Origin of the sequence: Clostridium chrysemydis, assembly GCF_015234215.1 — a bacterium.
Classification (GTDB): Bacteria; Bacillota; Clostridia; order Clostridiales; family Clostridiaceae; genus Clostridium; species Clostridium chrysemydis.
On sequence record NZ_JADEKP010000007.1, the window covers coordinates 13,244 to 38,792 of the forward strand.

Annotated in this window: 25 protein-coding genes; 24 read left to right on the forward strand and 1 reads right to left on the reverse strand. The window is 29.8% G+C overall.

The features are described 5' to 3' along the window. Positions 1 to 18: 18 nt before the first annotated feature. Positions 19 to 1,005: a UDP-glucose 4-epimerase GalE gene (galE, locus tag INR60_RS14215; RefSeq protein ID WP_194192159.1), complete on the reverse strand. Its 987-nt coding sequence runs from the start codon at positions 1,003 to 1,005 to the stop codon at positions 19 to 21. Positions 1,006 to 1,121: 116 nt separating this feature from the next. On the opposite strand from galE, the gene INR60_RS14220 reads away from it, so the two are divergent. From INR60_RS14220 to INR60_RS14335, 24 genes are all read left to right on the forward strand, one after another. Continuing rightward, positions 1,122 to 1,472, forward strand: a complete 351-nt coding sequence (locus INR60_RS14220) for a single-stranded DNA-binding protein (RefSeq protein ID WP_194192160.1) — start codon at positions 1,122 to 1,124, stop codon at positions 1,470 to 1,472. 353 nt (positions 1,473 to 1,825) lie between these two features. After that, positions 1,826 to 2,158, forward strand: coding sequence for a DUF6514 family protein (locus INR60_RS14225; protein ID WP_194192161.1), 333 nt, complete (start codon positions 1,826 to 1,828; stop codon positions 2,156 to 2,158). Between the two features lie 67 nt (positions 2,159 to 2,225). Next, a complete protein-coding gene (gene acpS, locus INR60_RS14230; RefSeq protein WP_194192162.1) occupies positions 2,226 to 2,597 on the forward strand; it encodes a holo-ACP synthase in 372 nt (123 codons plus the stop codon). Positions 2,598 to 2,610: 13 nt separating this feature from the next. Further along, positions 2,611 to 4,110 (forward strand): NAD(P)H-hydrate dehydratase, encoded by a 1,500-nt coding sequence (locus tag INR60_RS14235; protein WP_238480461.1) that lies wholly within the window; start codon positions 2,611 to 2,613, stop codon positions 4,108 to 4,110. A gap of 59 nt (positions 4,111 to 4,169) precedes the next feature. Then, positions 4,170 to 4,808, forward strand: a complete 639-nt coding sequence (locus INR60_RS14240) for a germination lipoprotein GerS-related protein (RefSeq protein WP_194192164.1) — start codon at positions 4,170 to 4,172, stop codon at positions 4,806 to 4,808. 31 nt (positions 4,809 to 4,839) lie between these two features. After that, positions 4,840 to 5,997, forward strand: a complete 1,158-nt coding sequence (gene alr, locus INR60_RS14245; protein ID WP_194192165.1) for an alanine racemase — start codon at positions 4,840 to 4,842, stop codon at positions 5,995 to 5,997. A 96-nt stretch (positions 5,998 to 6,093) separates the two neighbouring features. Next, a complete protein-coding gene (locus INR60_RS14250; protein ID WP_194192166.1) occupies positions 6,094 to 6,321 on the forward strand; it encodes a hypothetical protein in 228 nt (75 codons plus the stop codon). Positions 6,322 to 6,329: 8 nt separating this feature from the next. Then, positions 6,330 to 6,692: a type II toxin-antitoxin system PemK/MazF family toxin gene (locus INR60_RS14255; RefSeq protein ID WP_274380451.1), complete on the forward strand. Its 363-nt coding sequence runs from the start codon at positions 6,330 to 6,332 to the stop codon at positions 6,690 to 6,692. A gap of 374 nt (positions 6,693 to 7,066) precedes the next feature. Further along, complete coding sequence (locus INR60_RS14260; RefSeq protein ID WP_194192168.1) at positions 7,067 to 7,891, forward strand: transketolase; 825 nt, start codon at positions 7,067 to 7,069, stop codon at positions 7,889 to 7,891. Further along, the gene (locus INR60_RS14265) at positions 7,888 to 8,832 is read left to right on the forward strand and encodes a transketolase C-terminal domain-containing protein (RefSeq protein WP_194192231.1); all 945 of its coding nucleotides are present in this window, start codon (positions 7,888 to 7,890) and stop codon (positions 8,830 to 8,832) included. The genes INR60_RS14260 and INR60_RS14265 overlap by 4 nt, the downstream gene beginning before the upstream one ends. 102 nt (positions 8,833 to 8,934) lie before the next feature. Continuing rightward, complete coding sequence (locus INR60_RS14270) at positions 8,935 to 9,777, forward strand: YitT family protein (protein ID WP_194192169.1); 843 nt, start codon at positions 8,935 to 8,937, stop codon at positions 9,775 to 9,777. Positions 9,778 to 9,859: 82 nt separating this feature from the next. Then, complete coding sequence (locus INR60_RS14275; RefSeq protein WP_194192170.1) at positions 9,860 to 10,714, forward strand: YitT family protein; 855 nt, start codon at positions 9,860 to 9,862, stop codon at positions 10,712 to 10,714. 137 nt (positions 10,715 to 10,851) lie between these two features. Further along, positions 10,852 to 11,538 (forward strand): cell division ATP-binding protein FtsE, encoded by a 687-nt coding sequence (gene ftsE, locus INR60_RS14280; protein WP_194192171.1) that lies wholly within the window; start codon positions 10,852 to 10,854, stop codon positions 11,536 to 11,538. Then, positions 11,528 to 12,418, forward strand: coding sequence for a permease-like cell division protein FtsX (ftsX, locus tag INR60_RS14285; protein WP_194192172.1), 891 nt, complete (start codon positions 11,528 to 11,530; stop codon positions 12,416 to 12,418). Before ftsE ends, ftsX begins: the two co-directional genes overlap by 11 nt. Before the next feature lie 134 nt (positions 12,419 to 12,552). Then, positions 12,553 to 13,797 carry a S41 family peptidase gene (locus INR60_RS14290; protein WP_194192173.1) on the forward strand — a complete coding sequence of 415 codons (1,245 nt, stop codon included), beginning with the start codon at positions 12,553 to 12,555 and terminating at the stop codon, positions 13,795 to 13,797. Between the two features lie 26 nt (positions 13,798 to 13,823). Then, entirely contained in the window at positions 13,824 to 15,221 is a 1,398-nt protein-coding gene (locus INR60_RS14295; RefSeq protein WP_194192174.1) for a PDZ domain-containing protein, read from the forward strand. Positions 15,222 to 15,349: 128 nt separating this feature from the next. Beyond that, positions 15,350 to 17,320, forward strand: a complete 1,971-nt coding sequence (gene uvrB / locus INR60_RS14300; protein ID WP_194192175.1) for an excinuclease ABC subunit UvrB — start codon at positions 15,350 to 15,352, stop codon at positions 17,318 to 17,320. Between the two features lie 67 nt (positions 17,321 to 17,387). Then, positions 17,388 to 17,810 carry a hypothetical protein gene (locus tag INR60_RS14305; protein ID WP_194192176.1) on the forward strand — a complete coding sequence of 141 codons (423 nt, stop codon included), beginning with the start codon at positions 17,388 to 17,390 and terminating at the stop codon, positions 17,808 to 17,810. A 55-nt stretch (positions 17,811 to 17,865) separates the two neighbouring features. Then, positions 17,866 to 18,465, forward strand: coding sequence for a hypothetical protein (locus tag INR60_RS14310; RefSeq protein ID WP_194192177.1), 600 nt, complete (start codon positions 17,866 to 17,868; stop codon positions 18,463 to 18,465). Between the two features lie 109 nt (positions 18,466 to 18,574). Continuing rightward, positions 18,575 to 19,234: a Pr6Pr family membrane protein gene (locus INR60_RS14315; RefSeq protein WP_194192178.1), complete on the forward strand. Its 660-nt coding sequence runs from the start codon at positions 18,575 to 18,577 to the stop codon at positions 19,232 to 19,234. Between the two features lie 87 nt (positions 19,235 to 19,321). Continuing rightward, positions 19,322 to 20,641 (forward strand): WG repeat-containing protein, encoded by a 1,320-nt coding sequence (locus tag INR60_RS14320; protein WP_194192179.1) that lies wholly within the window; start codon positions 19,322 to 19,324, stop codon positions 20,639 to 20,641. Between the two features lie 268 nt (positions 20,642 to 20,909). Continuing rightward, complete coding sequence (gene uvrA / locus INR60_RS14325; RefSeq protein ID WP_194192180.1) at positions 20,910 to 23,732, forward strand: excinuclease ABC subunit UvrA; 2,823 nt, start codon at positions 20,910 to 20,912, stop codon at positions 23,730 to 23,732. A 145-nt stretch (positions 23,733 to 23,877) separates the two neighbouring features. Further along, positions 23,878 to 24,318, forward strand: coding sequence for an FHA domain-containing protein (locus INR60_RS14330; protein ID WP_194192181.1), 441 nt, complete (start codon positions 23,878 to 23,880; stop codon positions 24,316 to 24,318). A gap of 16 nt (positions 24,319 to 24,334) precedes the next feature. Then, a complete protein-coding gene (locus INR60_RS14335; protein WP_194192182.1) occupies positions 24,335 to 25,549 on the forward strand; it encodes an FtsW/RodA/SpoVE family cell cycle protein in 1,215 nt (404 codons plus the stop codon).

A 25,549-nucleotide genomic window follows, 5' to 3' on the forward strand; every position in this document is an offset into this window, starting at 1 on the left:
TTAGATGCTCTTTTTATTTTATTCGTTATACCCATCAGGATGATTTTTGTGGAAGTTCCAAGCTGTTTCTATTATAGTTTCAACTGAATTGAATTTAGGTTTCCAGTTTAATTCTTCCATAGCTTTTTCACTTGAAGCAATTAAAATTGCAGGATCTCCAGCTCTACGAGGTGCTACCTCAGAAGGAATAGGATGTCCAGTTACTTTTCTAGCTATCTCAACCATTTCTTTTACTGTAAAGCCTGTACCATTACCAAGGTTATAAATCCTACTTTCTCCGCCACTCATCAATCTATCTAATGCTAATAAATGAGCTGAGGCTAAGTCTGATACGTGGATGTAATCTCTTACACAAGTACCGTCTTTAGTGTTATAGTCATCTCCAAACATCATTATCTTATCTCTTTTTCCAAGAGCAACTTGTAAAATTAATGGGATAAGGTGTGATTCTGGCGAATGGTCTTCACCGATTTTACCGTTTATATGAGCTCCAGCTGCATTGAAATATCTAAGAGTAGTAAACTTTATTCCGTAAGCGCTATCGCACCATCTTAATATTTTTTCTACTAATAATTTAGATTCTCCATAAGCGTTAGTTGGAATTGTTTTATCAGTTTCTAAGATTGGTGTGCTTTCTGGTTCACCGTAAGTTGCAGCTGTTGAAGAGAAAACAATATATTTTACATTGTGATCTTTCATAGCTTCTAAAAGATTTATGGTACCAGAAACATTATTATTAAAATACATTAAAGGTTCTGTCATACTTTCACCAACTAAAGAATAAGCAGCAAAATCGATAACAGCTTCAATATCATTTTCTTCAAATATTTTATCTAATATTTTTCGATCTCTTAAATCTCCTATGTATAATTTTCCACCTAAAATGGCTTCTTTATGTCCTTTTTCTAAGTTGTCTAATATAACTACATCTTTTCCATTTTCTAAAAGTTCAGCAACCATGTGGCTACCTATATAACCTGCGCCACCGCAAACTAAAATAGACATAATACCCCTCCTTAAATTCATTCTGTAAACATTATAACATCAAAAATAATAAAAGATGAATAATTTCCGAAATAAAGGAAATAATTTAAGGTGTAATTAGTCAGGAGGTGCAAATAATGAATAAAATAGTATTAATAGGAAGATTAATTAAAGACCCTGAACTTGTAGTAGTTCAAAATAATGATACAGTAAGAACAAAATTTATCATTGCTGTTGACAGAAGTTTTAAATCGTCAGATGGAATAAGACATTCTGATTTAATACCTGTAATAGCTTGGGGTAAAAAAGCAGAGGTAATCTGCAAATATATGAAAAAAGGAAATCAAATAAGTATTAGTGGTAGGTTAAGCACCGGAAGCTATGAAGACAAAGACGGGGTTAAAAGATTTAGAGCAGAAGTTGTAGTTGAAGACTTTAAATTTGTAGGAAGTAGAAGAGAAGCTACTAGTGATTCAGAATTAGAATAAGTCTTTTAAATTTCCAAAGACAAACCTTTGAATTTGTATTTAAAAAGTTTTTTTAAAGATAAATTATATGAATTTAAATAAAATAAAAAAATTCAAAATTAAAATAAAGGTCGAAGTTTTAAAAAAAGAACTACTAAAAGTAGTTCTTTTTTCTTTTCCTCTTTACTATTCGACACAGAATTTACAATTTAAAGCAAAACTTTATGTCGAAAGTGTGTATTTTCTATGTAGAATGAAGTAATAGTGAAATAAATGTCAGTAAAAAAACATTTTAACAAGGCATTATTCTACATACTTCGCAATATATATATGGTATATTTCGAAGTGTAAGGATAATTGTGAGGTGGGGAACAATGATAAAAGAAAAATTAGTTTTTAAAAGAGTGACAAATGGGATAGAAAGAATCTATAATTACAAGTTAATTAAATCAGTTTTAGGAATAGACGAAGTATTTGGAATAGAGATTGAAAGATTAGATTACAAAGGAGAAATAAAAATCAACTCATATAGTGAAGCTGTTGAATTGATTTCGCCAAATGAAGAAAAAGTAAAAGGGTTATTAAATATGTTATATGAAAATGGGGTTTCTCCAATACATTTAATTGACATAGCAGGGGAATTTATAGACGAATGTGTTAATGACTTTGAAGGTGTAGAACACTTTAACTATGCAATGACGGTATAATAATATAAATATATGCCTTAATAATTCTTAATGTAGTACAATAGATATTAAGATATGGAGGTGTAAAATGATTATTGGAATAGGTACAGATATAATAGAAATAGAAAGAATTAAAAAGGCTATTTCAAGAAGTGATAACTTTCTAAAAAGAATGTTTAGTGAAGATGAAATAGAATATTTTAAAGAAAGAAAATTTAGTCCTCAGACTATAGCAGGTAACTTTGCAGCTAAAGAAGCTATGAGCAAGGCGCTTGGTACTGGTTTTAGAGGATTTAATTTTAATGAAATTGAAATTTTAAGAGATAGCCTTGGTAAACCTTTGGGGAAGATTTCAAAGAATATAGAAGATACTATGAATTTAAAAGGTTACAGAATAAATGTTAGTATCTCTCATGATAATTCATCTGCTATAGCATTTGTTATAATTGAGGAGGTGTAGCCCTTTGTATATTATGAGTAAAGAAGGCTGCAAAAATATCGATAAACAAACTATAAATGAAATTGGAGTGCCATCAATTGTTTTAATGGAGATTGCAGGGGAAAGAATATCAAAAGAAATTCTAAAACTAGATGACTTTCTTATAGTTTGTGGTATAGGTAATAACGGAGGAGACGGGCTAGTAATAGCTAGAAAACTAAAGGCCTTACATAAAAATGTTAAGGTTATAATAGTTGGAGATATTGAAAAAGGAACAGAAGATTTTAAAATAAACTTTGAGGTTTTAAAAAAGCTTAATTTAGACATACTTAATTTAAATAATCATAACTTTAATAAAAAAATAAAAGAAAATATACTTAAAATAAAAATTGATAGCAGTAATTGTCTAATCGATGCGTTATTTGGAGTAGGATTAAATAGAAAGATAGAAGGAATTTATGCTAGAATAATAGAAATAATTAATGATAGCAAAATTTTTACAATTTCTTTAGATACTCCATCAGGAATAGATGCAAATACTGGTGAAGTATTAAACATAGCTGTTAAAGCTGATATTACTTTTACAATTGAAGTTATGAAAAAAGGATTTTTCAATACTAAAGCTATAGAATATTTAGGGGAGGTTAATTTAATAAGTATTGATATCCTAGAAGAAATTAAAAGAAAAAATTCAGAGGATATGTACATATTATCAGAGGAATTTTATAAATCTTTAGTACCAAAACGCAATAAAATAGGAAATAAAGGGAGTTATGGAAAAGTTCTTGTTATGGCAGGATCTTCTGAATATACGGGAGCTGCATATATAACAACTGAAGCTGCTATAAGAACAGGCTCAGGACTTGTAACTCTTTTAATTCACAAAGACTCAGAAGATGTTTTAAAATCAAAATCTATAGAGTCTATGGTTTTTGGCTATTTATCTGTAGAGGATGTAGTTAATTTAGATAAGTATGATGTTATTGCCTTAGGTCCTGGGATAGGTAAGTCTAAGTTAAGCGCTGATGTTTTAGAATTTATTATTAAAAACAGTAAATGTAATTTAGTTTTAGATGCAGATGCACTTAACATTATTTCAGAAAGAAAAGATCTAATTGAGTTTATAAAAGGAAGAAGCATCATTACTCCACATCCTGGAGAGATGAGTAGACTTCTATGTAAAAGTATAAGTTATATTGAATCTAATAGAATCGATGTAACAAGAGAGTTTGCAAAAGAAAACGAGGTAGTTGTACTACTAAAGGGCCACAATACGGTAATATCTGATGGGAAGTGTACCTATGTTAATAAAACAGGGTGTAGTAAAATGGCATCAGGAGGTATGGGTGATTGCTTAACTGGAATTATAACGTCTTTAGTTTCGCAAAACCTACCGAATTTAGAGGCTACTCTTTTAGGAGCATACGTACATGGATATATTGGTGATAGTTTAGGTGAAAGTAGATATATCGTTAATGCAAGAGACATAATTTTAGAATTACCTAAAACATTAGAAAAATTATGTGAAAAGTAGAATAAAATTATCCACTATTTAATATTAGTATTATAGGAACAATTAATAGTGGAGGAGTCATGAATTTTTTTAACGATGTAAAAGAAAAAAAGAAAAACTTAAAAAAGAAACTTAAAATTGGAGCATTAATTTTAATACCGTTTATATCCATAATGTTAGTTATAATGTTTAGACATACATTTATGCCTACTACAGAGGACGTAATTGATAGTGTGAAAAACTTAAAAAATTATAATTCAATCGTTGAATATACTATAAAAAATTCAAGGGGAGAATATACTAATAAGGCACATATTAATTATTGTAAAGATGAAATGAAAATAGATTTTGGTGAAGATTTAACTAAGGTCTATAAAGATGACAAAATAATTATGAAGTATAATAAAAAAGGTGAAGCTTACGAAGTAGGAAGAGATATGGATATTGTATATCCTATGGCTTTTTTATCTGAAATTTTTAAAAGTCCTATAACTTCTATATCAGAAGGTCAAGAAGAGTGGGGAGATTTAAAATATATAAAGATAGAGTTAAACCTAGAAGGTATGAATAAACATTTAGACAGAGCGACTCTTTATATAAATAAAAAAGATAAAACACCAATATTAATAAAAATGTTTGACGATAAGAGCAATCAAAGAGTTAATATTGAATATAGAGAGTTTAGTAAAAAGGATGTATGCAAAAGTAAAGATAGCTAGGATATAAAAATACTAGAGTGAGGTGCACAAGATGAATGGTATTAGACCAGTATGGGCTGAAATAGATGTAGATGCAATTGAAGATAATATAAAAGAAATTAAAAAGATAGTTAAAGATAAGGAGATAATAGGAGTAGTTAAAGCTGATGCTTACGGGCATGGAGCTATAGATACAGCTAGTATCCTTTTAGAAAATGGAGCAGATAGATTAGCGGTTGCAGTTATAAGTGAAGCTATAGAACTTCGCGAAAATGGAATTACTAAACCTCTAATGATATTAGGATATACTCCATTAAGTTTTAAAGAAGATTTAGTGAAATATGATATCGAACAAACAGTATTTAATTTAGAATATGCTAAAGAGTTATCGGATTTTGCTATCAAAAATAACACGAAAGCAAAGATACATATCAAAATAGATACGGGTATGGGAAGAATAGGATTTTTGCCAAACGAAGAGAGCATAGATAAAATTGAAAAGATAAGCAAATTACAGGGAATAGAAATTATAGGTCTATTTACACATTTTTCAACAGCAGATGAAGAGGATAAAGAATATACTAAATTACAAGTTGAAAAATATAAAAAAATAGTAGACGAATTAGATAAAAGAGGGGTAAACACAGGGATAAAACATGTATCAAATAGTGCAGCTATAATTGATTTAGAAGAGTACTATTTCGATGCTGTTAGGCCAGGGATAATACTTTATGGTTATTATCCATCAAATGAAGTTAAAAAAGATAAAATAAAAATAAGGCCAGCATTAACATTAAAAAGTAATATAATTCATTTAAAAACTGTTGAAGAGGGGACTTACATAAGTTACGGAAGAAGTTACGTAACCGAAGGAAAGAGAACTATTGCAACATTACCTATAGGATATGCAGATGGATATACTAGACTCCTTAACGGAAAAGCTAAGGTTATAATAAGAGGTAAATTAGCACCTGTAGTAGGAAAGATATGCATGGATCAATGCATGGTAGATGTTACTGATATAGATGGAGTTTCAGTTGGAGACGAAGTTATACTTTTAGGGAAAGATGGTAACATTAAAAATGATGCTGATGACTTAGCTAAGATGTTAGGTACTATAAATTATGAAATTATATGTATGATTGGAAGAAGGGTTCCAAGAGTCTACAAACATAATGGAAAAGTGATTAAAACAAGAAATTATGTCTAAAATCCAAAGAAAAAATACAAATACTTTGACAGAATGATGTTAAAATATATATAATTTAAATATACATAATTCTGTAGTATTATAGGAGGAATTATCATGGCATGTCAGGTAGTTGTAAAAAAATTTAACGAATTTAAAAAATCTAGTAAATATAATAGCGATAATGTAATATTATATATTAATGACACATTAAGTGACGAGACTATAGAATTAATGAGACAAGGATATGAAGAAATGTCTTTAATTAATTTAGAACTAGCCTCAATGACAGAAAATGAATTAAATGATGTTAATGAATATGAGACATGGCTGTGCGGAGAGTGATAATTCTAATGACTACTATGTTAGTAAAAAGAGGGGATATATTCTATGCTGACTTAAGTCCTGTTATAGGGTCGGAACAAGGCGGAATTAGACCTGTTATAATTATTCAAAATGATATTGGAAATAGATATAGTCCAACAGTTATAGTAGCGGCTATAACTTCTCAGATAAATAAAGCAAAATTACCTACTCACGTTGAAATTTCATCAGAGGAGTATGGTCTTAACCGCGATTCTGTAGTTCTTTTAGAGCAAGTTAGAACTTTAGATAAAAAAAGGCTTAAAGAGAAAATTGGACATATGACAGACGACGATATGAAAAAGGTCAATAGATCTCTATTGATAAGTTTAAATTTAAATATAGCAAATTAATATTTAGTAAAATAAGCCAAGCTTTTTTAAAAAGTTTGGCTTATTTTTTTATGGTTATTTAAATGTTTACAAAAAACTAAAAAAGTTTAAGTATGCTATCTTTTTTTAGAAATAGTATTGTATGAACCTTAAAATTTTAGGGGAAAATGTATACAGTGGATTTAAAAGATATGTAGATTAATGAAGAAGCTTAAGTAAACGTATTAAATAGTGTATGCTATTTAATTATATATGATTACTATTTAATTCGAAATTTGTTAATAGTGTATACAAAGTTTAAAATTTATGATAGAATTACAAATGAAAAAAACGGCAATTATTAATCTAGAAATCTAATTACGAATTATATTGTTAAAGCTAGGAGGATATTAATAATGAAAATGAATAAACAAGAGCTAATGGAACAAGCTAAAATTATTAGAAAAGATATAGTTGAAATGTTAACAGAATCAGCTTCAGGGCATCCAGGTGGATCTTTATCAGCGGCTGATATAGTTACAACTTTATTCTTTAACGAAATGAATATAGACCCTAAAAATCCTAAGATGGAAGAAAGAGATAGATTCGTTCTTTCAAAAGGACACGCTGCACCAGTTTTATATAGTGCATTAGCTAGAAGAGGATTCTTTGATCCAGCAGAACTTAAAACATTAAGAAAGTTCGGATCAAACTTACAAGGACATCCAAACATGAATGATCTTCCAGGAATAGATATGTCAACAGGATCATTAGGTCAAGGAATTTCAGTTGCAGTTGGAATGGCTTTAGCTGGAAAAGTTGATAACAAATCATATAGAGTATATTCAGTATTAGGAGACGGTGAGCTTGAAGAAGGTCAAGTTTGGGAAGCTGCTATGGCTGGAGCTCATTACAAATTAGATAATTTAACAATTTTCATAGATTTCAATGGATTACAAATAGATGGAGATATAACAAAAGTTATGAACCCTTCTCCAATAGATAAAAAATTCGAAGCATTCGGATGGAATGTATTAGTTATAGATGGACACAACTATGACGAAATACTAGAAGCTATAGAAAAAGCTAAAAATCATAAAGGTCAGCCTACTGCAATAGTTTGTAAAACTGTTAAAGGTAAAGGTGTTTCATTTATGGAAAACCAAGCAGGATGGCATGGAGCTGCACCAACTAAAGAACAATGTGCACAAGCAATAGCTGAGATTGGAGGAAACAAATAATGAGTAAACAAGCAACAAGAGAAGCATATGGATTAGCATTAAAAGAATTAGCAGTATTAAATGATAAAGTAGTAGTTTTAGATGCGGACCTTTCAAAGTCAACTAAAACAGCAGAATTCAAAAGTGTTGCAGAAGATAGATTCTTCAACATGGGGATAGCAGAAGCTAATATGATGGGAGTTGCAGCAGGTATGTCAACTTGTGGGAAAATCCCATTTGTAAGTACTTTTGCAATGTTTGCAGCAGGTAGAGCATTTGAGCAAATAAGAAACTCAATTTGTTATCCAAGACTAAACGTTAAAGTTTGCGCAACTCACGCAGGTTTAACAGTTGGTGAAGATGGAGCATCTCACCAAGCTATAGAAGATATTTCACTTATGAGAAGTATACCAAACATGACAGTTATAAATCCTTCAGACGGAGTTGAAGCTATAGCTGCAATAAAAGCTGTTGCTGAAATGAACGGACCTTGTTATGTAAGACTTGGAAGAGCAGCAGTTAATATAATAAACGATAGACCAGAATACAAATTCGAAATCGGAAAAGGTGTTACTTTAAAAGAAGGTAACGATGTTACATTAATAGCTACAGGAATAATGGTTGATGCAGCTTTAGAAGCAGCAGAAATCTTAGCTAAAGATGGAATAAATGCAAGAGTTATAAACATCCACACTATCAAACCTTTAGATAACGAATTAGTTTTAAAAGCTGCAAAAGAAACTGGTGTTATAGTAACAGCAGAAGAACACAGCATAATCGGAGGACTTGGTTCAGCAGTTGCTGAAGTAGTTTCAGAAGAATGCCCAGTTCCAGTTTTAAGAGTTGGAGTTAAGGATGTATTTGGAGAAAGTGGAAAGCCTGACGAGTTATTAAAAGCTTATGGATTAACAGGGGCTGATATAGCAGAAAAAGCTAAAAAAGCAGTAAATATGAAAAAATAATAGCAAAAATTACAATAAATGTGATATAACAGTATAGAGGGGATCTATACTGTTATTTTTTTATGCAAAAAAATATCTTAAAATTAAATAGCGGAGGGGAAAATGAAAAAGTTTAAAGAGTATGGGATAATAACTTTTGGGATTTTTTTAGTTAGTATAGCTATACAGTATTTTTATGTTCCAAATAATATTACTGGTGGCGGAGTAACTGGAATAGCATTAGTTATAAATCATTATATACCGGGTGCAAATCTAGGAATTCTTATGGGGATAATGAATATATTTCTTTTTATCTTAGCTTTTATGGTTATAGGAAGTAGCTTTGGAGGAAAGACAATATATGCAGCTATGGGACTTTCTTTTATGAACTGGTTTTCAGAAGAGTTTATAAAACCTGTTGGGATTTTAAATAATCCGATGCTTGCAACTATTGCAGGGAGTATTTTACTTGGAGTAGGACTTGGAGTTGTCTTTACTCAAAATGCATCTACAGGTGGAACAGATATAATAGCAAAAATCCTAAACAAATTTCTCCATATTAATATGGGAAAAGGGATGCAGATGGTTGACATAATTGTTGTTTTGTTTAGTGGATTAACTTTCGGTGTAGAAAAAGGGATCTATGCTGCAATTTGTGTTCTTATAAATGGAATAGTAATTGATAAAGTTATTTCGGGAACATCTATATGTCATCAAGTAGTTATATTTACTCAAAATACGGATTTGATTAAAAACTATATTTTAAAAGAAATAGATAGAGGATGTACTGTCTTTAATGGAAAAGGCGGTTATACAAACGAAAAAAAAGATGTAATATACTGTGTCTTAGGTCGTTCTCAACTTATAAAAGTGAAAATTTTTATAAAAGATAATGATAAAGATGCATTCGTTATTGTTAATGAAGCACATGATGTACTAGGAAAAGGATTTGGAAAGATTGAATAAAATTGTTGAATAATGCAATTAGAAGAGAGGTATCATAATAGTATAAAATAGAGGATAGAATATAATTTGGGGGTGCTTACGTATGAATAAAAAAATTTTAAAAGAGTATTCATTAATAACATTTGGGATAATTTTAGTTGCAATTTCTGTGGAGTATTTTTTTGCGCCTAACGAACTTGCAGCAGGAGGGGTAACAGGTCTTGCGATTGTAGTAGATGACTTTTTTCCGGGTGTTGGAGTAGGTACGTTAACCTTAATTATAAACGCGGTTCTATTTGTTGCTGCATTTTTGTTTATTGACGGTAATTTTGGAGGTAAAACAATTTATGCAAGTCTTATGTTATCAGTAGTTATGTGGATTATAGAAAAATGGTTTAATCCATATGCAATTACTACTGATTTAATAATTGCTACTATTTTTGGTACTTTAATTTCAGCTATAGGAATGGCTATTGTATTTAATAACAACGCTTCAACAGGAGGGACTGATATCTTAGCAAAGATTATGAATAAGTTTCTTCATTTAGATATAGGAAAATCACTTTTAATAGTAGATTTTGTTATAACTTTAGCTGGCGCTTATGTATTTGGTTTAGATAAAGGTTTTTATTCAATGCTTAGTGTAATAATTTTAGGAATATCAGTAGATAAAATAATAGAAGGCTTTAATACTTCAAAACAAGTTATGATTATAAGTAATACTCCAGATGCTGTAAATAAATTTATAATAGAAGAGCTTAAAAGAAGTTCAACTTTTATAAAGGGATTTGGAGGTTATAAAAAAGAAGACAATTATATAATTTATACTATATTAAATAGGAATGAATTTATAAAACTTAAAAATCATATTCGCTCAGTCGACCCTAGAGCGTTTATAACAGTAGGTGAAGTTCACGAAGTTTTAGGTGAAGGTTTTAAAGACATAAATAAAGATTAAAATCTAAAATTTACCTTTTTAGGACTAAAATTTAATAAATTCTTATATAATATATGTTAAAACTTGTGATATAATGTAAAAGTACAATGGACAAGGGGTTTATAGTTAATGTCCAAGGACGTAAGGAGTGTAAAATAATGATAGAATTTAAAAATGTATCTAAGATATATGATAATAATGTAAAAGCTCTATCAGATGTAAATGTCAAAATAGAAGCAGGAGAATTCGTGTTTTTAGTTGGACCTTCAGGAGCTGGTAAATCAACATTAATTAAAATGCTATTAAAAGAAGTAGAACCTACAACAGGTCAAATAGAGGTTGCTGGAAAAGATTTAGCAAAAATCACAAGAAAGCAAACACCTTATTATAGAAGAAAAATAGGTATGGTTTTCCAAGATTTCAGACTAATACCTACATTAAACGTATATGAAAATGTTGCATTTGCAATGAAGGTTGTTGAAGCATCACCAAAAGAAATAAGAAGAAGAGTACCAATGGTTTTATCACTAGTTGGTTTATCACACAAATATAAAATGTTCCCAAGTGAGCTTTCAGGGGGAGAACAACAAAGGGTTTCTTTAGCAAGAGCTATAGTTAACAATCCATCGGTTCTTATCTGTGATGAGCCTACAGGTAACTTAGACCCAGAGACTTCAAATGAAATCATGGATCTACTAGATGATATCAATAAGGCAGGAACAACTGTACTTATGGCAACACATGCTAAAGAGATAGTTGATGACATGAAGAAGAGAGTTATAGCAATCGAAAAAGGTGAAATTGCTAGAGATGTTAAGAGAGGTGGTTACGAAGATGAAAATTAATACGGTTAATCATTTTATTTCTGACGCCTTAAAAAGTTTAAAGAGAAATAAAACAATCTGTTTTGCATCAGTGCTTACAGTTCTTATAACTTTCTTTGTACTAGGAGCATTCTTATTAGTGACAAAGAACGTTGGATTAGCGTTAGATGACATACAATCAAAAGTAGAATTAAAAGTATTCTTAAAAGATGATATTAAACTTATCGAGCAAAGAGAAGTTGAAATAAAATTAAATGAATTAGATGGTGTTCAAGAAGTTGTTTATGAATCAAAAGAAGATGCATTTAAAAACTTCCAAGATGCTACAAAAGAAAACAAGGGATTATTAGAAGGGTATAGTTTAGATAAAAACCCATTCCCAGCATCATTTGTAGTTAAATTAAAAGATCCATCATATGCTAAAGCAATAACAGATGCAATTCAAAATATGCCTGGAGTTGAAAGCATAGGTAACCAACAAGACTTAATTAAAACAATAACTAAATTAGTTAACATAGTAAAAATTATAGGATTTGGATTATTCGTAATACTAGTAGGTGTTGCAATATTCTTAATTATGAATACAACAAAACTTACAGTTTACTCAAGAAGAAGAGAGATTGGAATTATGAAGTTTGTCGGTGCTACTGACTGGTTCATAAGATGGCCTTTCATAATCGAGGGTATGATAATAGGTTTAGTTGGATCACTTTTAGCAGTAATAGTTGTTTTAGGTGGATACAACATGTTCTATTCTTGGATAGTTGATAAGGTATTAATTATTAACTTAGCACCAATATCATATGTATATACAACTATGTTATGGCAATTCGCTTTAGGTGGATTAGTTGTAGGTGGAGTTGCAAGTTACGCTTCACTTAGAAAGTTCTTAATTGTATAAAAAATATTTAATTGAATAGAATATAAAAGAGTATATAAACTCAGCAGTATTTTCTGCTGAGTTTAATTTTTAAAAAAATATATTATCCAAACTAGCAATTATGTTAAAATGTGGTTTAAGAGGGAGTTGGTTAAATGAAAAATAACGAAAAAAGAAGATATCTCTTTCCATTACTATTAAGTCTATTAGTTATAGTAATTATCTTTGTTAGCTTTTACTTAGGTAATAAAGCAGCACTTAACGGATTAGTTCTAGGAAAGACGAATTTGAAAGTTCAAGGAGAACTTGGTGAAATTAAAGATACAGAAAAATATAATAAATTACTTACTGTAAGAGATGCAATTTATAAAAATTATGATGGTAATATAGATGATAATAAACTTTTAGACGGTGCTATAAAAGGAATGACTGAAGCTGTAGGCGATAAATATACAGTTTATATGAATGAAGAAGATTACAAAGAATTCAACAAAGAACATTCTGGTGAATTTATGGGAATTGGAGTTATGATTTCTCCTAAAGAAGGAGTGACTGAGATAGCATCAGTAGTTGAAGGTTCTCCAGCTGAGAAATCAGGATTAAAGTCTGGAGATATAATTGTTAAGATTAATGGAGAAACTATAAAAGATGACACAGAGAAGGCAGCAAATTTAATCAAAGGAAAAAGAGGTGAGGAAGTAACTTTAACTATAAGAAGAAAAGGTGAAAAATCAGATTTTGATGTTAAGATAAAAAGAGATATTATTAAAACTGACTCTGTAAAAGGTGAAATTATAGATGGAAATATAGGGTATATAAGACTTTCTACTTTTGCAAAAGAAGGAGTAGGAAACGAATTTATAGAAGAAGTAAATAAATTATCTGGAAAAGGTATGAAAGGAATGATTTTAGATTTAAGAGGAAATCCAGGAGGATTTTTAAGTGAAGCTGTAAAAATAGCATCACAATTCATACCTAAAGGTGAAACTATAACGTATACTATAGATAAGTACGATAATAAATCATACGAAAAATCTATAGGCGATGGAAGACTTAACAAAATGCCTGTAGTGTTACTTGTAGATAAAGGTAGTGCATCAGCATCTGAACTTTTAACTATGGCACTTAGAGATTATAAAATTGCAACTATAGTTGGAACTAACACTTATGGAAAAGGTGTAGTTCAAGCACCTATAGAATTTAAAGATGGAAGTGCTTTAAAAGTTACAATTTCAAGATATTATTCTCCTAACGGATTAAATATAAACGAAAAAGGAATAGAACCAGATGTTAAAGTTGAGCTTTCTGAAGAGTTTTTAAATAAACCTTATAATAGAAAAGACGATCCTCAATTTAACGAGGCACTAAAAATCATGAAAAAAGATCTACACGATAAATAACTAATTAAATTTAAGGAGGCTAAGTAATGGAATTAATAATTCAGACTTTAAAATCACTATCACTTGTAATAGTTGACCCCACTTTAGCCTTGATATTAGTAGTATTAGCTTTAGTATTTTATCTAAGAAATAGGAAGATATCAATAATGCAAAAAATGATAGCTGGGGAGAGTATAAATTCTCCCTTAGAGCTAACAGCATCCCAAATTTGTTTTGGGTTAATTGGGGGAATACTTGGAAGTATTATTCTTACGTCTTTAGGAGTAGTATTTTCAAAAACATCAGGAATACAATTTATCTTTATAGTATCCTTGCTACTTATGGTTGTAAAACCAAGATTTATATGTTTTTCATATTCAGGGGCGGTATTAGGTTTTTTAAGCTTAATAGTTACATATTTATATCCAGAAAAAGGATGGCTTAATATTGACATAGTAAGTCTGATGGTTCTTGTAGGTGTTTTGCATATTATTGAAGGACTTTTAGTAACCTTTGATGGGAGCAGAGGCTCTATACCTGTATTTACAAAAAAAGATGGAAAAATATTAGGTGGATATGCAATGCGAAGGTATTGGGTTTTACCTATAGCTATCTTTATAGCATTAGAAAATATAGATAGCAGTTCAAATTTAATAGCCGGTGTTAACACACCTAGCTTTTGGCCTTTAATTAGTAATAGTACCGTACTTTTAAGTGGTGCAGCTTTAATGAGTATTCCATTTATGGGGATGTTAAGTTATAGCACTGTCACATTTACTAGAAGTAGAAAAGAAAAGGTTAGAAGTTCTGGTATTATGATATCCATTTACGGAGCTTGTTTATGCTTAATATCAGGTTTAGCTAATTTTGGACTAGCTGGTAAGATTATAGTATTAATATTAGCACCACTTCTACACGAACTTATGCTAAATTATAGTAAAAAATTAGAAGAAAAGAGAGAACCTATATTTTATAGTGAAGAAGGAAGAATAAAAGTTTTAGAAGTCGTACCAGATACTACAGCATATGAAGCAGGTATTAAAGTAGGGGACGATATAATAAAAGTTAATGAAACTTACATAAATTCAGAAAAAGATGTTTATGGGTTATCAAGAAGAGAAGTTGGAAGCTGCATGCTTTTAGTAAGAAGAAAAGGTAAAACTTTTGATGTAGAATTAAAGTTTCAAAAAGATAAAAGGTTAGGACTTGTTTTAGTTCCAATAATGGTTAAAGATGATTCTAAGATTGATGTTGAAAGTAAAAGTTTTAAAGATCTTTTATGCAAGATAAAAGAAAAACAAATAGAACTAAACGAAGAAGCTAAAAAGAAAAATATTGAAAAAGAAGAAATAGTATCTGATGAAGAAAAAAGAAAAGAAATCGATAAGGTAATCGATGAAATAAAAGATATAGAAGTAATAGAAGAGAAAAAAATAAAAAAATAATTAATTAGGGCTACTAAACTTTTTAAGTATAGTAGCCCTAATTAATTTTAAAATACCTATACTTTACTTATTTTTGAAAAGTGGTATATTTACATTAATATGAAAAATAACATAAGAGAGGTGAAAAAATGAGTGAATTTAAAATAAAATCAGAATTTAAGCCTACAGGGGATCAACCAAAGGCTATAGATAAATTAGTAGAATCATTAGAAAAGGGAAATGAATTTCAAACGCTTCTTGGAGTAACAGGTTCAGGTAAAACTTTTACTATGGCAAACATAATAGAAAGAACTAATAGACCTACTTTAGTTTTAGCACACAACAAAACTTTAGCAGCTCAGCTTTGTGCAGAATTTAAAGAGTTCTTTCCAGATGCTATAGTAGAATACTTTGTTTCCTACTATGATTATTATCAACCTGAAGCTTACGTACCTCAAACGGATACATTTATAGAAAAAGACGCTTCTATAAACGATGAAATAGATAAGTTAAGGCACTCGGCAACATCAGCATTATTTGAAAGAAGAGATGTAATAATAGTGGCTTCAGTATCTTGTATTTATGGTCTTGGTAACCCGGAAGAGTACAAAAATCTTACTATAAGCCTTAGAACGGGTATGGAAAAAGATAGAGATGAAATAATAAAAAAACTTATAGAAATCCAATACGAAAGAAACGATATAGATTTTTCAAGGGGAACTTTTAGAGTAAGAGGAGATTCTTTAGATATAATTCCAGCATCTTCTTCAAATAAAGGAATAAGAGTTGAATTCTTTGGAGATGAAATCGAAAGAATAAGAGAATTTGACGTTTTAACTGGAAAGATTTTAGGTGAAAGAAATCACGCTCAAATCCATCCGGCTTCCCACTTTGCAGCTTCAAGTGAAACTGTTGAAAAGGCTATTTCAAAAATAGAAGATGAATTAGAAGATAGATTAAAAGAATTAAATGCTCAAGGGAAATTATTAGAAGCTCAAAGGTTAAAGCAAAGAACTAACTTTGATATAGAAATGATGAGAGAAATGGGCTACTGTAGTGGAATAGAAAACTATTCAAGAATTTTAGATGGAAGAGATCCAGGAACTCCTCCTAAAACTTTAATAGATTACTTCCCTGAGGATTATTTGATGTTTATAGATGAAAGTCACGTTACACTTCCTCAAGTTAGGGCTATGTATGCAGGGGATAGGTCTAGAAAAAACACTTTAGTAGATTACGGATTTAGACTTCCTTGCGCTTACGATAACAGACCTTTGAAGTTTGAAGAATTCGAAAAAAAGATAAATCAAGTAGTCTTTGTAAGTGCAACACCTGCAGCCTACGAAAGAGAACATGAAGAGGTTATAGCAGAGCAAATAATAAGACCAACAGGGCTTTTAGATCCAGTTATAGAAGTAAGACCTGTAAACAATCAAATAGATGATTTATATTCAGAAATTATAAAAACAAATGAAAATGGATATAGAACATTAGTTACTACATTAACTAAGAGGATGGCAGAAGATTTAACTAAGTACTTAATAGAACTTGGCGTAAAGACTACTTATATGCATTCAGATATAGATACTATGGAAAGAATGAGGATAATTAGGGATTTAAGACTTGGTAAATACGATGTTTTAGTTGGGATAAACCTTTTAAGGGAAGGGTTAGACATTCCAGAGGTTGCTTTAGTTGCTATCTTAGACGCTGATAAGGAAGGGTTCTTAAGGTCTGAAACTTCAATGGTTCAAACTATAGGTAGAGCTGCTAGAAATGCAGATAGTAAAGTTATTATGTATGCAGATAAGATAACAGGATCTATGGAAAGAGCTATTAGTGAAACTGAAAGAAGAAGAAAGATTCAGATGGAGTATAACGAAGAACACGGAATTACTCCAAAAACTATAATAAAAGATATAAGAGATGTAATTGAGGCGACAAAAGCTTCAGAAGAAGAAACTAGAGGAGAATTCGAAAATCAACCTAAGGATATGTCTCCAAAAGATAAGAAAAAACTAATTAAAAAGTACACAGATGAAATGATGGACGCTGCTAAAAATCTTCAATTCGAAAGAGCGGCTGAACTTCGTGATATGATAGATAAATTAAAAAAATAATAAATTAACTAACTATAGTCCCTCTTAAACATATATTAAATATAAGTAGTTTAAGGGGGATATATTTATGGATCCAGAAGTTACTGAAATTTTAAATGAGTATTTTGATGCATACAATTTATTTTTAATTGACTTAGAAATAAAAGCAGCATCTTTTCTTGCAATGGCCAATTTATATTCCATAAACATAAATAAAATTAATGTGGGGATAATTTTAGGAGAAATAGATGGAACTGATATTAATTTATTTGAATTATCATCACAAGGACAAAAAATTTCAGTTATAGCTATAGGTATATATGCTTATACAACTTATTATAGATATATTGAAATAATACTTATGAATATGTTATTAGATAAAAATATTAACGTTGATAGATATTATACTTTCCATCAATGTGTAATGACTAGTTTAATTGCAAATATTAAGATGCTAGAACTTATAGAGATTTTTAGCAAAACTCAACCAAATGCGAGATCAATACCTTAACGTTAAAAATATTAGTATAAAATATAGAAAGTGATTATTTAGGAGGAGTGAGTTTTTGAGTAGAAGAAAAAAGATTTATAATTGTGATTTCTGGAGTGATACGACTCTTCCTCCTTGTGCAGAGTTTTTAGGTAATTACAATCCGTTCATAAAAAATGGGCGGGAGATATTTAGGAATTATAACAGGATATATTGGTTTTTATCTTTTTCAGAGCAGTTAAACAATCAGCCTAAATATAATCCTTGTGACCCAAATACCTTTACTAACTCAGCAATAGGAAATATTCAAATTTCTTTTCATGACTTTTTAATAGGTTTATTTATAAATCTTGTTCAAAAGGGAGAAATAGATTTAAATACTTGTGGGAAAATTCATGAGAATGATAAAGTTGATAACTTCATTAAAGAAACTTTAAACGTTAAAGAAGAAGAAGTTACACAAGTTTTTGTACCAAGTATTATATATACTATTTCAAATTCTAATGCAATATTATCTTTATATACTGCAAATTTTATTATAAGCAAAACAAATTTTTATATATTACTTATGTTAAATAGATTAGAAGGAGATCCAGCTCTTTTCTTTGGGAATAACTCTTATGCTACTCCAGATATAATAAATTACGAATTATCAACATTGTTTATACCAAAATAGCAGAGTCTAATGATTCTGCTATTATTTTTATTAAATAATCAAATAGTTTGATAATCAAAATAAAATGAGATATAATCTAATTCGGAATTATAAATTGAAAGGTGATTATATGAAAGAAATAAATAAAAAGTATTTTAGAGGGTTTGCAGGAATCCTAATTTTAATAGGTATGATATTATCATTTACACTTCAAATGATGTCAAATGATATAGATGGATATTTTGGAAGGATTTTAGGATTCTTTTCTTATTTTACTGAATTTGCGAATATTTTAGTGATGCTTCTATTTTTAAATAACTCAATTCTAAATAGAAAAATAGAATGGCTTAATAAAAGAAGTATAAAGGGTGCTATAACTTTATATATCTGCGTTGCTGGACTTGTATTTTTCTTAATATTAAATAGCGAGTGGAAACAAACAGGTATAGAAAAGTTTCAAACGTATATACTTCACGGTTTTGCACCTCTTGCAATATTATTTGATTGGCTTATTTTAGAAAAGGAATCAAATTATGAATACAAAGATATATTAGGCTGGGTAGTTTTCCCTATAGTATATTTATTCTGGGCTTTAGCTGTAGGAAATGTTATAGGAGTATATCCTTATTCATTTTTAGATATGAATGTTTTATCCTTAGAAGGATTAATAGTAAATGTATTTTTCTTAGTGATAGCATTCCTTATGCTATCTAGCGCTATAGTTTTTATAGATAAATTTAGATTTAAAGCTAAAAAGGCTACTGAAATTAATAATATATCATTTAGGTAATTTAAAAAGGTTATGCTGTATAAATTTAGGCATAACCTTTTTAATATTTCATGGTACAAAATGGTATAATTATAGTGGGGTGAGTTTATGGGTAAAGATAATGTAAATATACCGTATAAGGTTATATTGTTTCTTTCTTTTGGTACAGTTATAGTTGTAACAGTGATTTCTTTAATATTTTCTTTATTAGATATAAATAATATAAAACTTGATTCTATAAAAGGTGTCTTCAAATCAGGAGATACGAGTTCTATAAAAAAATCGGGAAATGATGATTATAAAGAAATTATAAAAGGAGATTCAAATAGCCTTTATAGAGTAGAGAAAAATAATAAATTAAGCTATATCGATAAAGAATTTAAAACTGTTATAAAACCTAATACTTACGACTACGGAAGAGATTTTAAAGAGGGAGTAGCTATAGTTTCAAAGGGCGATAAAGTAGGTGTTATAAATTCAAATGGAAGAGAAATATTTAAATTAGAATATGATGATATTACAGACTTTAATGAAGGGTATGCTTTAGGGTTAAAGGGAGGTAATATAGATATTTTAAGTTTAAATGGGGATATAACATGCCTTAGTGGATTTTATACAAGCATATATAGAGGATTCGAATCAGGGCGGGCAGTTATAACCTTAGATTCTAAATCTACAATAATAGATTATAAAGGGAATATTATATTAGATAATTTAGTAGAGCCTGATATTTTTGATGGTATGATTATTACTGAAAATGATATATATAACTTAAATGGTTATAAAATAAATGAAGAAGTGAAGCTATTTGATTATAAAAATAATATTGCAATCTATAAGGAAAGACTTACTGATAATTACTTAAATGAAAAAAAGATAGATTTTAAATATAATAATGTGTATTTTAATGATGGTCTAATATTACTTTCAGATGAAAACCATGCAGTTAGAGTGTATGATTACAATCTAAAGCTAATTTATGAAGGGGATAAGTCTTTTAATATTTCTATAAATAATGGATATATAATAATAAATGATTATTCAAATATTATTATTAAGGATAAAACAGGAAAAGATATAAATAAAATTAAAAGTAGATCTTCAAGTGATGAACTTTTATATATTTTAGGTGTAAATAAAACATTTTTAGTCACTAAAGAGTTTTTTGAAGACGAAGAAAACTATTATATTTATAACAATAAAGGCGATTTTTTAAAAAAGAAAGAGGATAATTTATACGAATTATATGATGATATATTAATTGAAAGAAGTAAAGATTATATTAGTATTTACAATAAAGATTTAAAGGAAATTTATAAAGAAAAGGGAGAATTCACTTATAAATATGATGGGGAAATAATAACGTTAGAAGAGGGTAGTCCTAAAGATAGAATATATTTAAATAAAAATATGAAGAAGTTTAGTTAGTATTTTAAGTTAAATAATATAAAAAATTAATAATCAGTACACAGCTAAGACTTATAATAATTCTTAAGAAATATTATAAGTTTTTTTCTTTTTAAATGCATGCCAATATGATAGAATTGGATTATTATTTAATAATACATATTAATTAGAAAGTTTGACAAGTGGACAAGTTAAAATTATTATATATATAATGGGAACTTATGTTCGAGAATTAATCTGATAATATAAGCTAAAAATATAGATAATAAAAAGGAGAGGTACGTAGATTATGAAAGATAAAATAATAATTAAAGGTGCTAAGGTACATAACTTAAAAAATGTAGATTTAGAAATACCAAGAGATAAACTCGTAGTATTTACAGGTCTTTCAGGTTCAGGAAAGTCTTCACTTGCTTTTGATACTCTTTACGCAGAAGGGCAAAGAAGATATGTTGAATCTCTTTCAGCATACGCAAGACAATTCTTAGGTCAAATGAATAAACCGGATGTAGAATATATAGAAGGATTATCACCTGCAATTTCAATAGATCAAAAAACTACAAGTAAAAACCCAAGGTCAACTGTTGGTACTATAACGGAAATATATGATTACTTAAGACTTTTGTATGCAAAGGTTGGAATTCCCCATTGTCCTAAATGTGGGAAAGTTATATCTCAGCAATCTGTAGACCAAATAGTAGATGGTGTTATGAGTCTAGAAGATAGAGCAAAGGTTCAAATATTAGCACCTATTATAAGAGGAAGAAAAGGAACTCACGAAAAAGTACTACAAAACATCAAAAAGAACGGTTTTGTAAGAGTTAGAGTTGATGGAGAAATCTACGAGATAACAGAAGAGGAAATCAAATTAGATAAAAATAAAAAACACAATATAGAAGCTGTTGTAGATAGACTTGTAATAAAAGAAGGAATAGAAGGAAGATTATCAGATTCTATAGAAACTGCATTAAAACTTGCGGACGGATTAGTTATAGTAAATGAAATAGGAGGAGAACATAGATTATTTAGTGAAAAATTCTCTTGTCCTGACTGTGGTATTAGTATTGAAGAAATAGCACCTAGATTATTTTCTTTTAACTCTCCATTTGGTAAGTGCGACTATTGTGATGGACTTGGAACACTTATAGAAATAGATGAAGATTTAGTAATTCCAGATAGAAATCTAAGTATAATGGAAGGGGCTATAGCACCTTGGGGAGAAGGAAGAACTAAAGATGATTCTTGGACATTTGCATTTTTAAAGGCATTAAGTAAAGAATATAACTTTAATTTAAATACACCTATAAAAGATTTAGATAGAGATGTAATAGATCTTATACTTTATGGAAGTAACGGAAAAAGAGTTAAGGTAAATTACGTTAAAGAAGGGATTAAAGCGACATATAACTCAGCTTGGGAAGGTGAGATAAATGCTCTTCAAAGAAGATATAGAGAAACTAACTCAGATACTATAAAAGGTGAAATCGAAAAGTATATGAGCAACAAATTCTGTCCTAAATGTAAGGGGGCTAGGCTTAAAAAAGAGGCTTTAGCAGTAACTGTTGGCGAAAAAAATATTTTTGAATTTACAGAATTACCAATTAGAGAAGAATTAGATTATTTAAATAACATAGAATTCTCAGAAAAGAATAAAATAATAAGTGAACAGATAGTTAAAGAGATAAAAAGTAGGTTAGAGTTCTTAGTAAACGTAGGTTTAGATTACTTAAATCTTTCTAGAGCTTCAGGAACGTTATCAGGAGGGGAGTCTCAGAGAATAAGGCTTGCAACTCAAATAGGATCTGCACTTATGGGAGTTTTATATATACTAGATGAACCTAGTATAGGGCTTCATCAAAGAGATAACGACAGACTTATAGAAACCTTAAAAAATTTAAGGGATGTAGGAAATACTGTAATAGTTGTTGAACATGATGAAGATACTATAAGAGAGGCAGATTATGTAGTTGACATTGGACCTAGAGCGGGAGAACACGGAGGAGAAATAGTAGCTTGTGGTACTATTGAAGAAATAAAAAAATCAGATAGATCTCTTACTGCTGATTATTTAACAGGAAGAAAGAAAGTTGAAGTTCCTAAAGAAAGAAGAAAAGGAAACGGAAACTTTATAAAAGTAGTTAAGGCAAAAGAAAATAACCTTAAAAACGTAACAGCAAGTTTCCCTTTAGGAACTTTAACTATGGTTACTGGAGTTTCAGGGTCAGGAAAGAGTACTCTAGTAAATGAAATACTTTATAAGGGTCTTAATAAACTAGTAAATAAAAGCAGAAACTCAGTTGGAGCTCACAAAGAGATAACAGGCTTTGAAAATATAGATAAAATAATAGATATAGATCAAAGTCCTATAGGAAGAACACCTCGTTCAAACCCTGCGACATACACTGGCACATTCGATATAATAAGAGAACTCTTCGCTCAAACTCCTGAAGCTAAAATGAGAGGGTATAAACCTGGAAGATTTAGTTTTAATGTTAAGGGCGGAAGATGTGAAGCTTGTTCTGGAGATGGAATAATCAAAATAGAGATGCAATTCCTTTCAGATGTTTACGTTCCTTGTGAGGTATGTAAAGGAAAAAGATATAATAGAGAAACTCTTGAAGTTAAGTATAAAGGCAAAAGTATAGATGACGTATTAAATATGACAGTTGAAGAGGCTTTAGAATTCTTCGAACATATTCCAAGAATCAAAAACAAACTTCAAACACTTTTTGATGTTGGTTTAGGATATATAAGACTAGGTCAACCTTCAACTCAACTTTCAGGAGGGGAAGCACAAAGAATTAAATTAGCAACAGAGTTATCAAAGAGAAGTACAGGAAAAACTTTATACATCTTAGATGAACCTACAACAGGGCTGCATATAGATGACGTTAATAGGTTAGTTCAAATACTTCAAAGATTAGTAGATACAGGTAACACAGCTATAGTTATAGAACATAACTTAGATATGATAAAATGTGCTGACTATATTATAGACTTAGGGCCAGAAGGCGGAGACAAAGGTGGTACGTTAGTAGCAGAAGGTACACCAGAAGAAATATCAAAAGTAAAAGAATCTTATACAGGAAAATATTTAAAGAAGATGCTATAAGGTTCGAGAAATAAATAACTGGCTTAGACCTTGGTGTAAAGCCAGTTATTAGATATCTTTAATTTATTTGTAATATTAAAGAATGAATTAAGGCAAAAATTAGTGTATAATTACAAGGATAAAGTAAATATTTTGAGGTGAAGATATGAGTTTTTCAAAAATAATTGGGGGCGTATTCGGAATAATTTTCATCGTAATCTTGTACTTTATAATTTTTTACGCGTTAAAAATAATGGCGAAAGACGTTAAAAATGGCGAAAAGAAAAAGCGACCAGTCGGCCATAAGCATCACGGGATTGAAGTGATTGCTAGCGGAGAAAATAATAACTTAAAAGTAGGTACTATAATACCTATAAAGACTTATATGAGTATAGGTAGGACAGATGATAATACGATAATTCTTACAGATAAATACGTATCTGGTAAGCACGCTAGGATATTGGTAAAAAATAATGTACTTATATTAGAAGACCTAGGTAGTACTAACGGAACTTACCTAAATGGACAGAAAATACAAAACAAAGTTAAATTATTTACACGTGATGAAATTAGAATAGGTACTGCTGTATTTAAGGTTTTAACTTAGGAACAGGGGTGAAGAAATGAAGAAAAATAGAAGTGAGGTAATGCTACTAGTACTTATTTATATATTATGCATGGCATTATTTACAAACTTAGCTATTTTAAAAGATCCTATAGATAAGAATGCCATATATATAGGATTGCTTATTTGTGTAGTTATTAGTGTAGCATATCTTATAATTAGAAAATTTGATCCTGATGGAGATCGATTTATACTACTATTTTCAAGTTTGCTTGTAACAATAGGTATAGCGATGCTTTATAGATTAGATCCTTCAGTAGGTAAAAAACAATTAATTTGGTTTATAGCTGGTATTGCTATATTTATAGTAGTTGTGAGGCTTTTCCCAAGCTTTAAAAGCTTTTCTAAATTTAAAGTGCTTTATTTCATTGGAGTAATTGCATTTATGCCTATGGCTATGGTTATAGGGACCGAGCAATTAGGGGCAAAGAACTGGGTATTTATTGGAGGATTTGGATTCCAACCCTCTGAGTTCGGTAAGATTTGTCTTATTCTTTATTTAGCAGCAACGCTAAAGGATTATTCTAAAGCAAGTGATCACGCATTTAAAACACTTATAAAACCAGCTTTTGCTGTAGGTTTTAGTTTAATATTCTTAGTTTTACAAAAAGACTTAGGATCAGCACTTATTTTCTTCGGTATTGCAGTTACTATGCTGTATATTGCAACTTCTAAGAAGAAGTACGTTTTTGCTTCTCTTGGACTGTTTGGAGCAGGTTCTGTAGTAGCGTACAAATTATTTGCCCACGTTAGAAGAAGGGTTTTAATTTGGAAGAATCCTTGGGAATACGCAAATGATCAAGGATATCAATTAGTGCAAGGTTTCTATGCGATTTCATCAGGTGGAATGTTTGGATCAGGTCTTGGACAAGGACATCCAACGCTTGTGCCAGTACCAACTACAGACTTCATATTTGCAGCAATATGTGAAGAACTTGGTATGGTATTTGGAATAGGTGTAATGATAATATACTTCCTATTATTCTATAGAGCTATAAGAACAGCGTTTGTAAGTGATGATTCTTTTTCACAACTTGCAGGAGTTGGATTTAGTACTATGATAGTATGTCAAGTATTAGTTATAATCGGTGGAGTTTTTGCTGTAATACCTTTAACAGGTATAGCATTACCACTAGTGAGTTATGGTGGTACTTCAATGGTAACAACTTTCTTAGCTCTTGGAATACTACAAAAAATATCAGAGGAGGGCTAA

Bases quoted from the DNA above. Each gene is read 5' to 3' on its own strand.
- ftsX (WP_194192172.1), top strand. From the start codon at position 11,528: ATGAAAATTAATACGGTTAATCATTTTATTTCTGACGCCTTAAAAAGT.
- INR60_RS14315 (WP_194192178.1), top strand. From the start codon at position 18,575: ATGAAAGAAATAAATAAAAAGTATTTTAGAGGGTTTGCAGGAATCCTA.
- acpS (WP_194192162.1), top strand. From the start codon at position 2,226: ATGATTATTGGAATAGGTACAGATATAATAGAAATAGAAAGAATTAAA.
- INR60_RS14220 (WP_194192160.1), top strand. From the start codon at position 1,122: ATGAATAAAATAGTATTAATAGGAAGATTAATTAAAGACCCTGAACTT.
- INR60_RS14275 (WP_194192170.1), top strand. From the start codon at position 9,860: ATGAATAAAAAAATTTTAAAAGAGTATTCATTAATAACATTTGGGATA.
- INR60_RS14295 (WP_194192174.1), top strand. From the start codon at position 13,824: ATGGAATTAATAATTCAGACTTTAAAATCACTATCACTTGTAATAGTT.
- alr (WP_194192165.1), top strand. From the start codon at position 4,840: ATGAATGGTATTAGACCAGTATGGGCTGAAATAGATGTAGATGCAATT.
- INR60_RS14260 (WP_194192168.1), top strand. From the start codon at position 7,067: ATGAAAATGAATAAACAAGAGCTAATGGAACAAGCTAAAATTATTAGA.
- INR60_RS14330 (WP_194192181.1), top strand. From the start codon at position 23,878: ATGAGTTTTTCAAAAATAATTGGGGGCGTATTCGGAATAATTTTCATC.
- INR60_RS14270 (WP_194192169.1), top strand. From the start codon at position 8,935: ATGAAAAAGTTTAAAGAGTATGGGATAATAACTTTTGGGATTTTTTTA.
- uvrB (WP_194192175.1), top strand. From the start codon at position 15,350: ATGAGTGAATTTAAAATAAAATCAGAATTTAAGCCTACAGGGGATCAA.
- INR60_RS14335 (WP_194192182.1), top strand. From the start codon at position 24,335: ATGAAGAAAAATAGAAGTGAGGTAATGCTACTAGTACTTATTTATATA.
- INR60_RS14255 (WP_274380451.1), top strand. From the start codon at position 6,330: ATGACTACTATGTTAGTAAAAAGAGGGGATATATTCTATGCTGACTTA.
- galE (WP_194192159.1), bottom strand. From the start codon at position 1,005: ATGTCTATTTTAGTTTGCGGTGGCGCAGGTTATATAGGTAGCCACATG.
- INR60_RS14235 (WP_238480461.1), top strand. From the start codon at position 2,611: ATGAGTAAAGAAGGCTGCAAAAATATCGATAAACAAACTATAAATGAA.
- INR60_RS14305 (WP_194192176.1), top strand. From the start codon at position 17,388: ATGGATCCAGAAGTTACTGAAATTTTAAATGAGTATTTTGATGCATAC.
- INR60_RS14320 (WP_194192179.1), top strand. From the start codon at position 19,322: ATGGGTAAAGATAATGTAAATATACCGTATAAGGTTATATTGTTTCTT.
- uvrA (WP_194192180.1), top strand. From the start codon at position 20,910: ATGAAAGATAAAATAATAATTAAAGGTGCTAAGGTACATAACTTAAAA.
- ftsE (WP_194192171.1), top strand. From the start codon at position 10,852: ATGATAGAATTTAAAAATGTATCTAAGATATATGATAATAATGTAAAA.
- INR60_RS14240 (WP_194192164.1), top strand. From the start codon at position 4,170: ATGAATTTTTTTAACGATGTAAAAGAAAAAAAGAAAAACTTAAAAAAG.
- INR60_RS14250 (WP_194192166.1), top strand. From the start codon at position 6,094: ATGGCATGTCAGGTAGTTGTAAAAAAATTTAACGAATTTAAAAAATCT.
- INR60_RS14225 (WP_194192161.1), top strand. From the start codon at position 1,826: ATGATAAAAGAAAAATTAGTTTTTAAAAGAGTGACAAATGGGATAGAA.
- INR60_RS14290 (WP_194192173.1), top strand. From the start codon at position 12,553: ATGAAAAATAACGAAAAAAGAAGATATCTCTTTCCATTACTATTAAGT.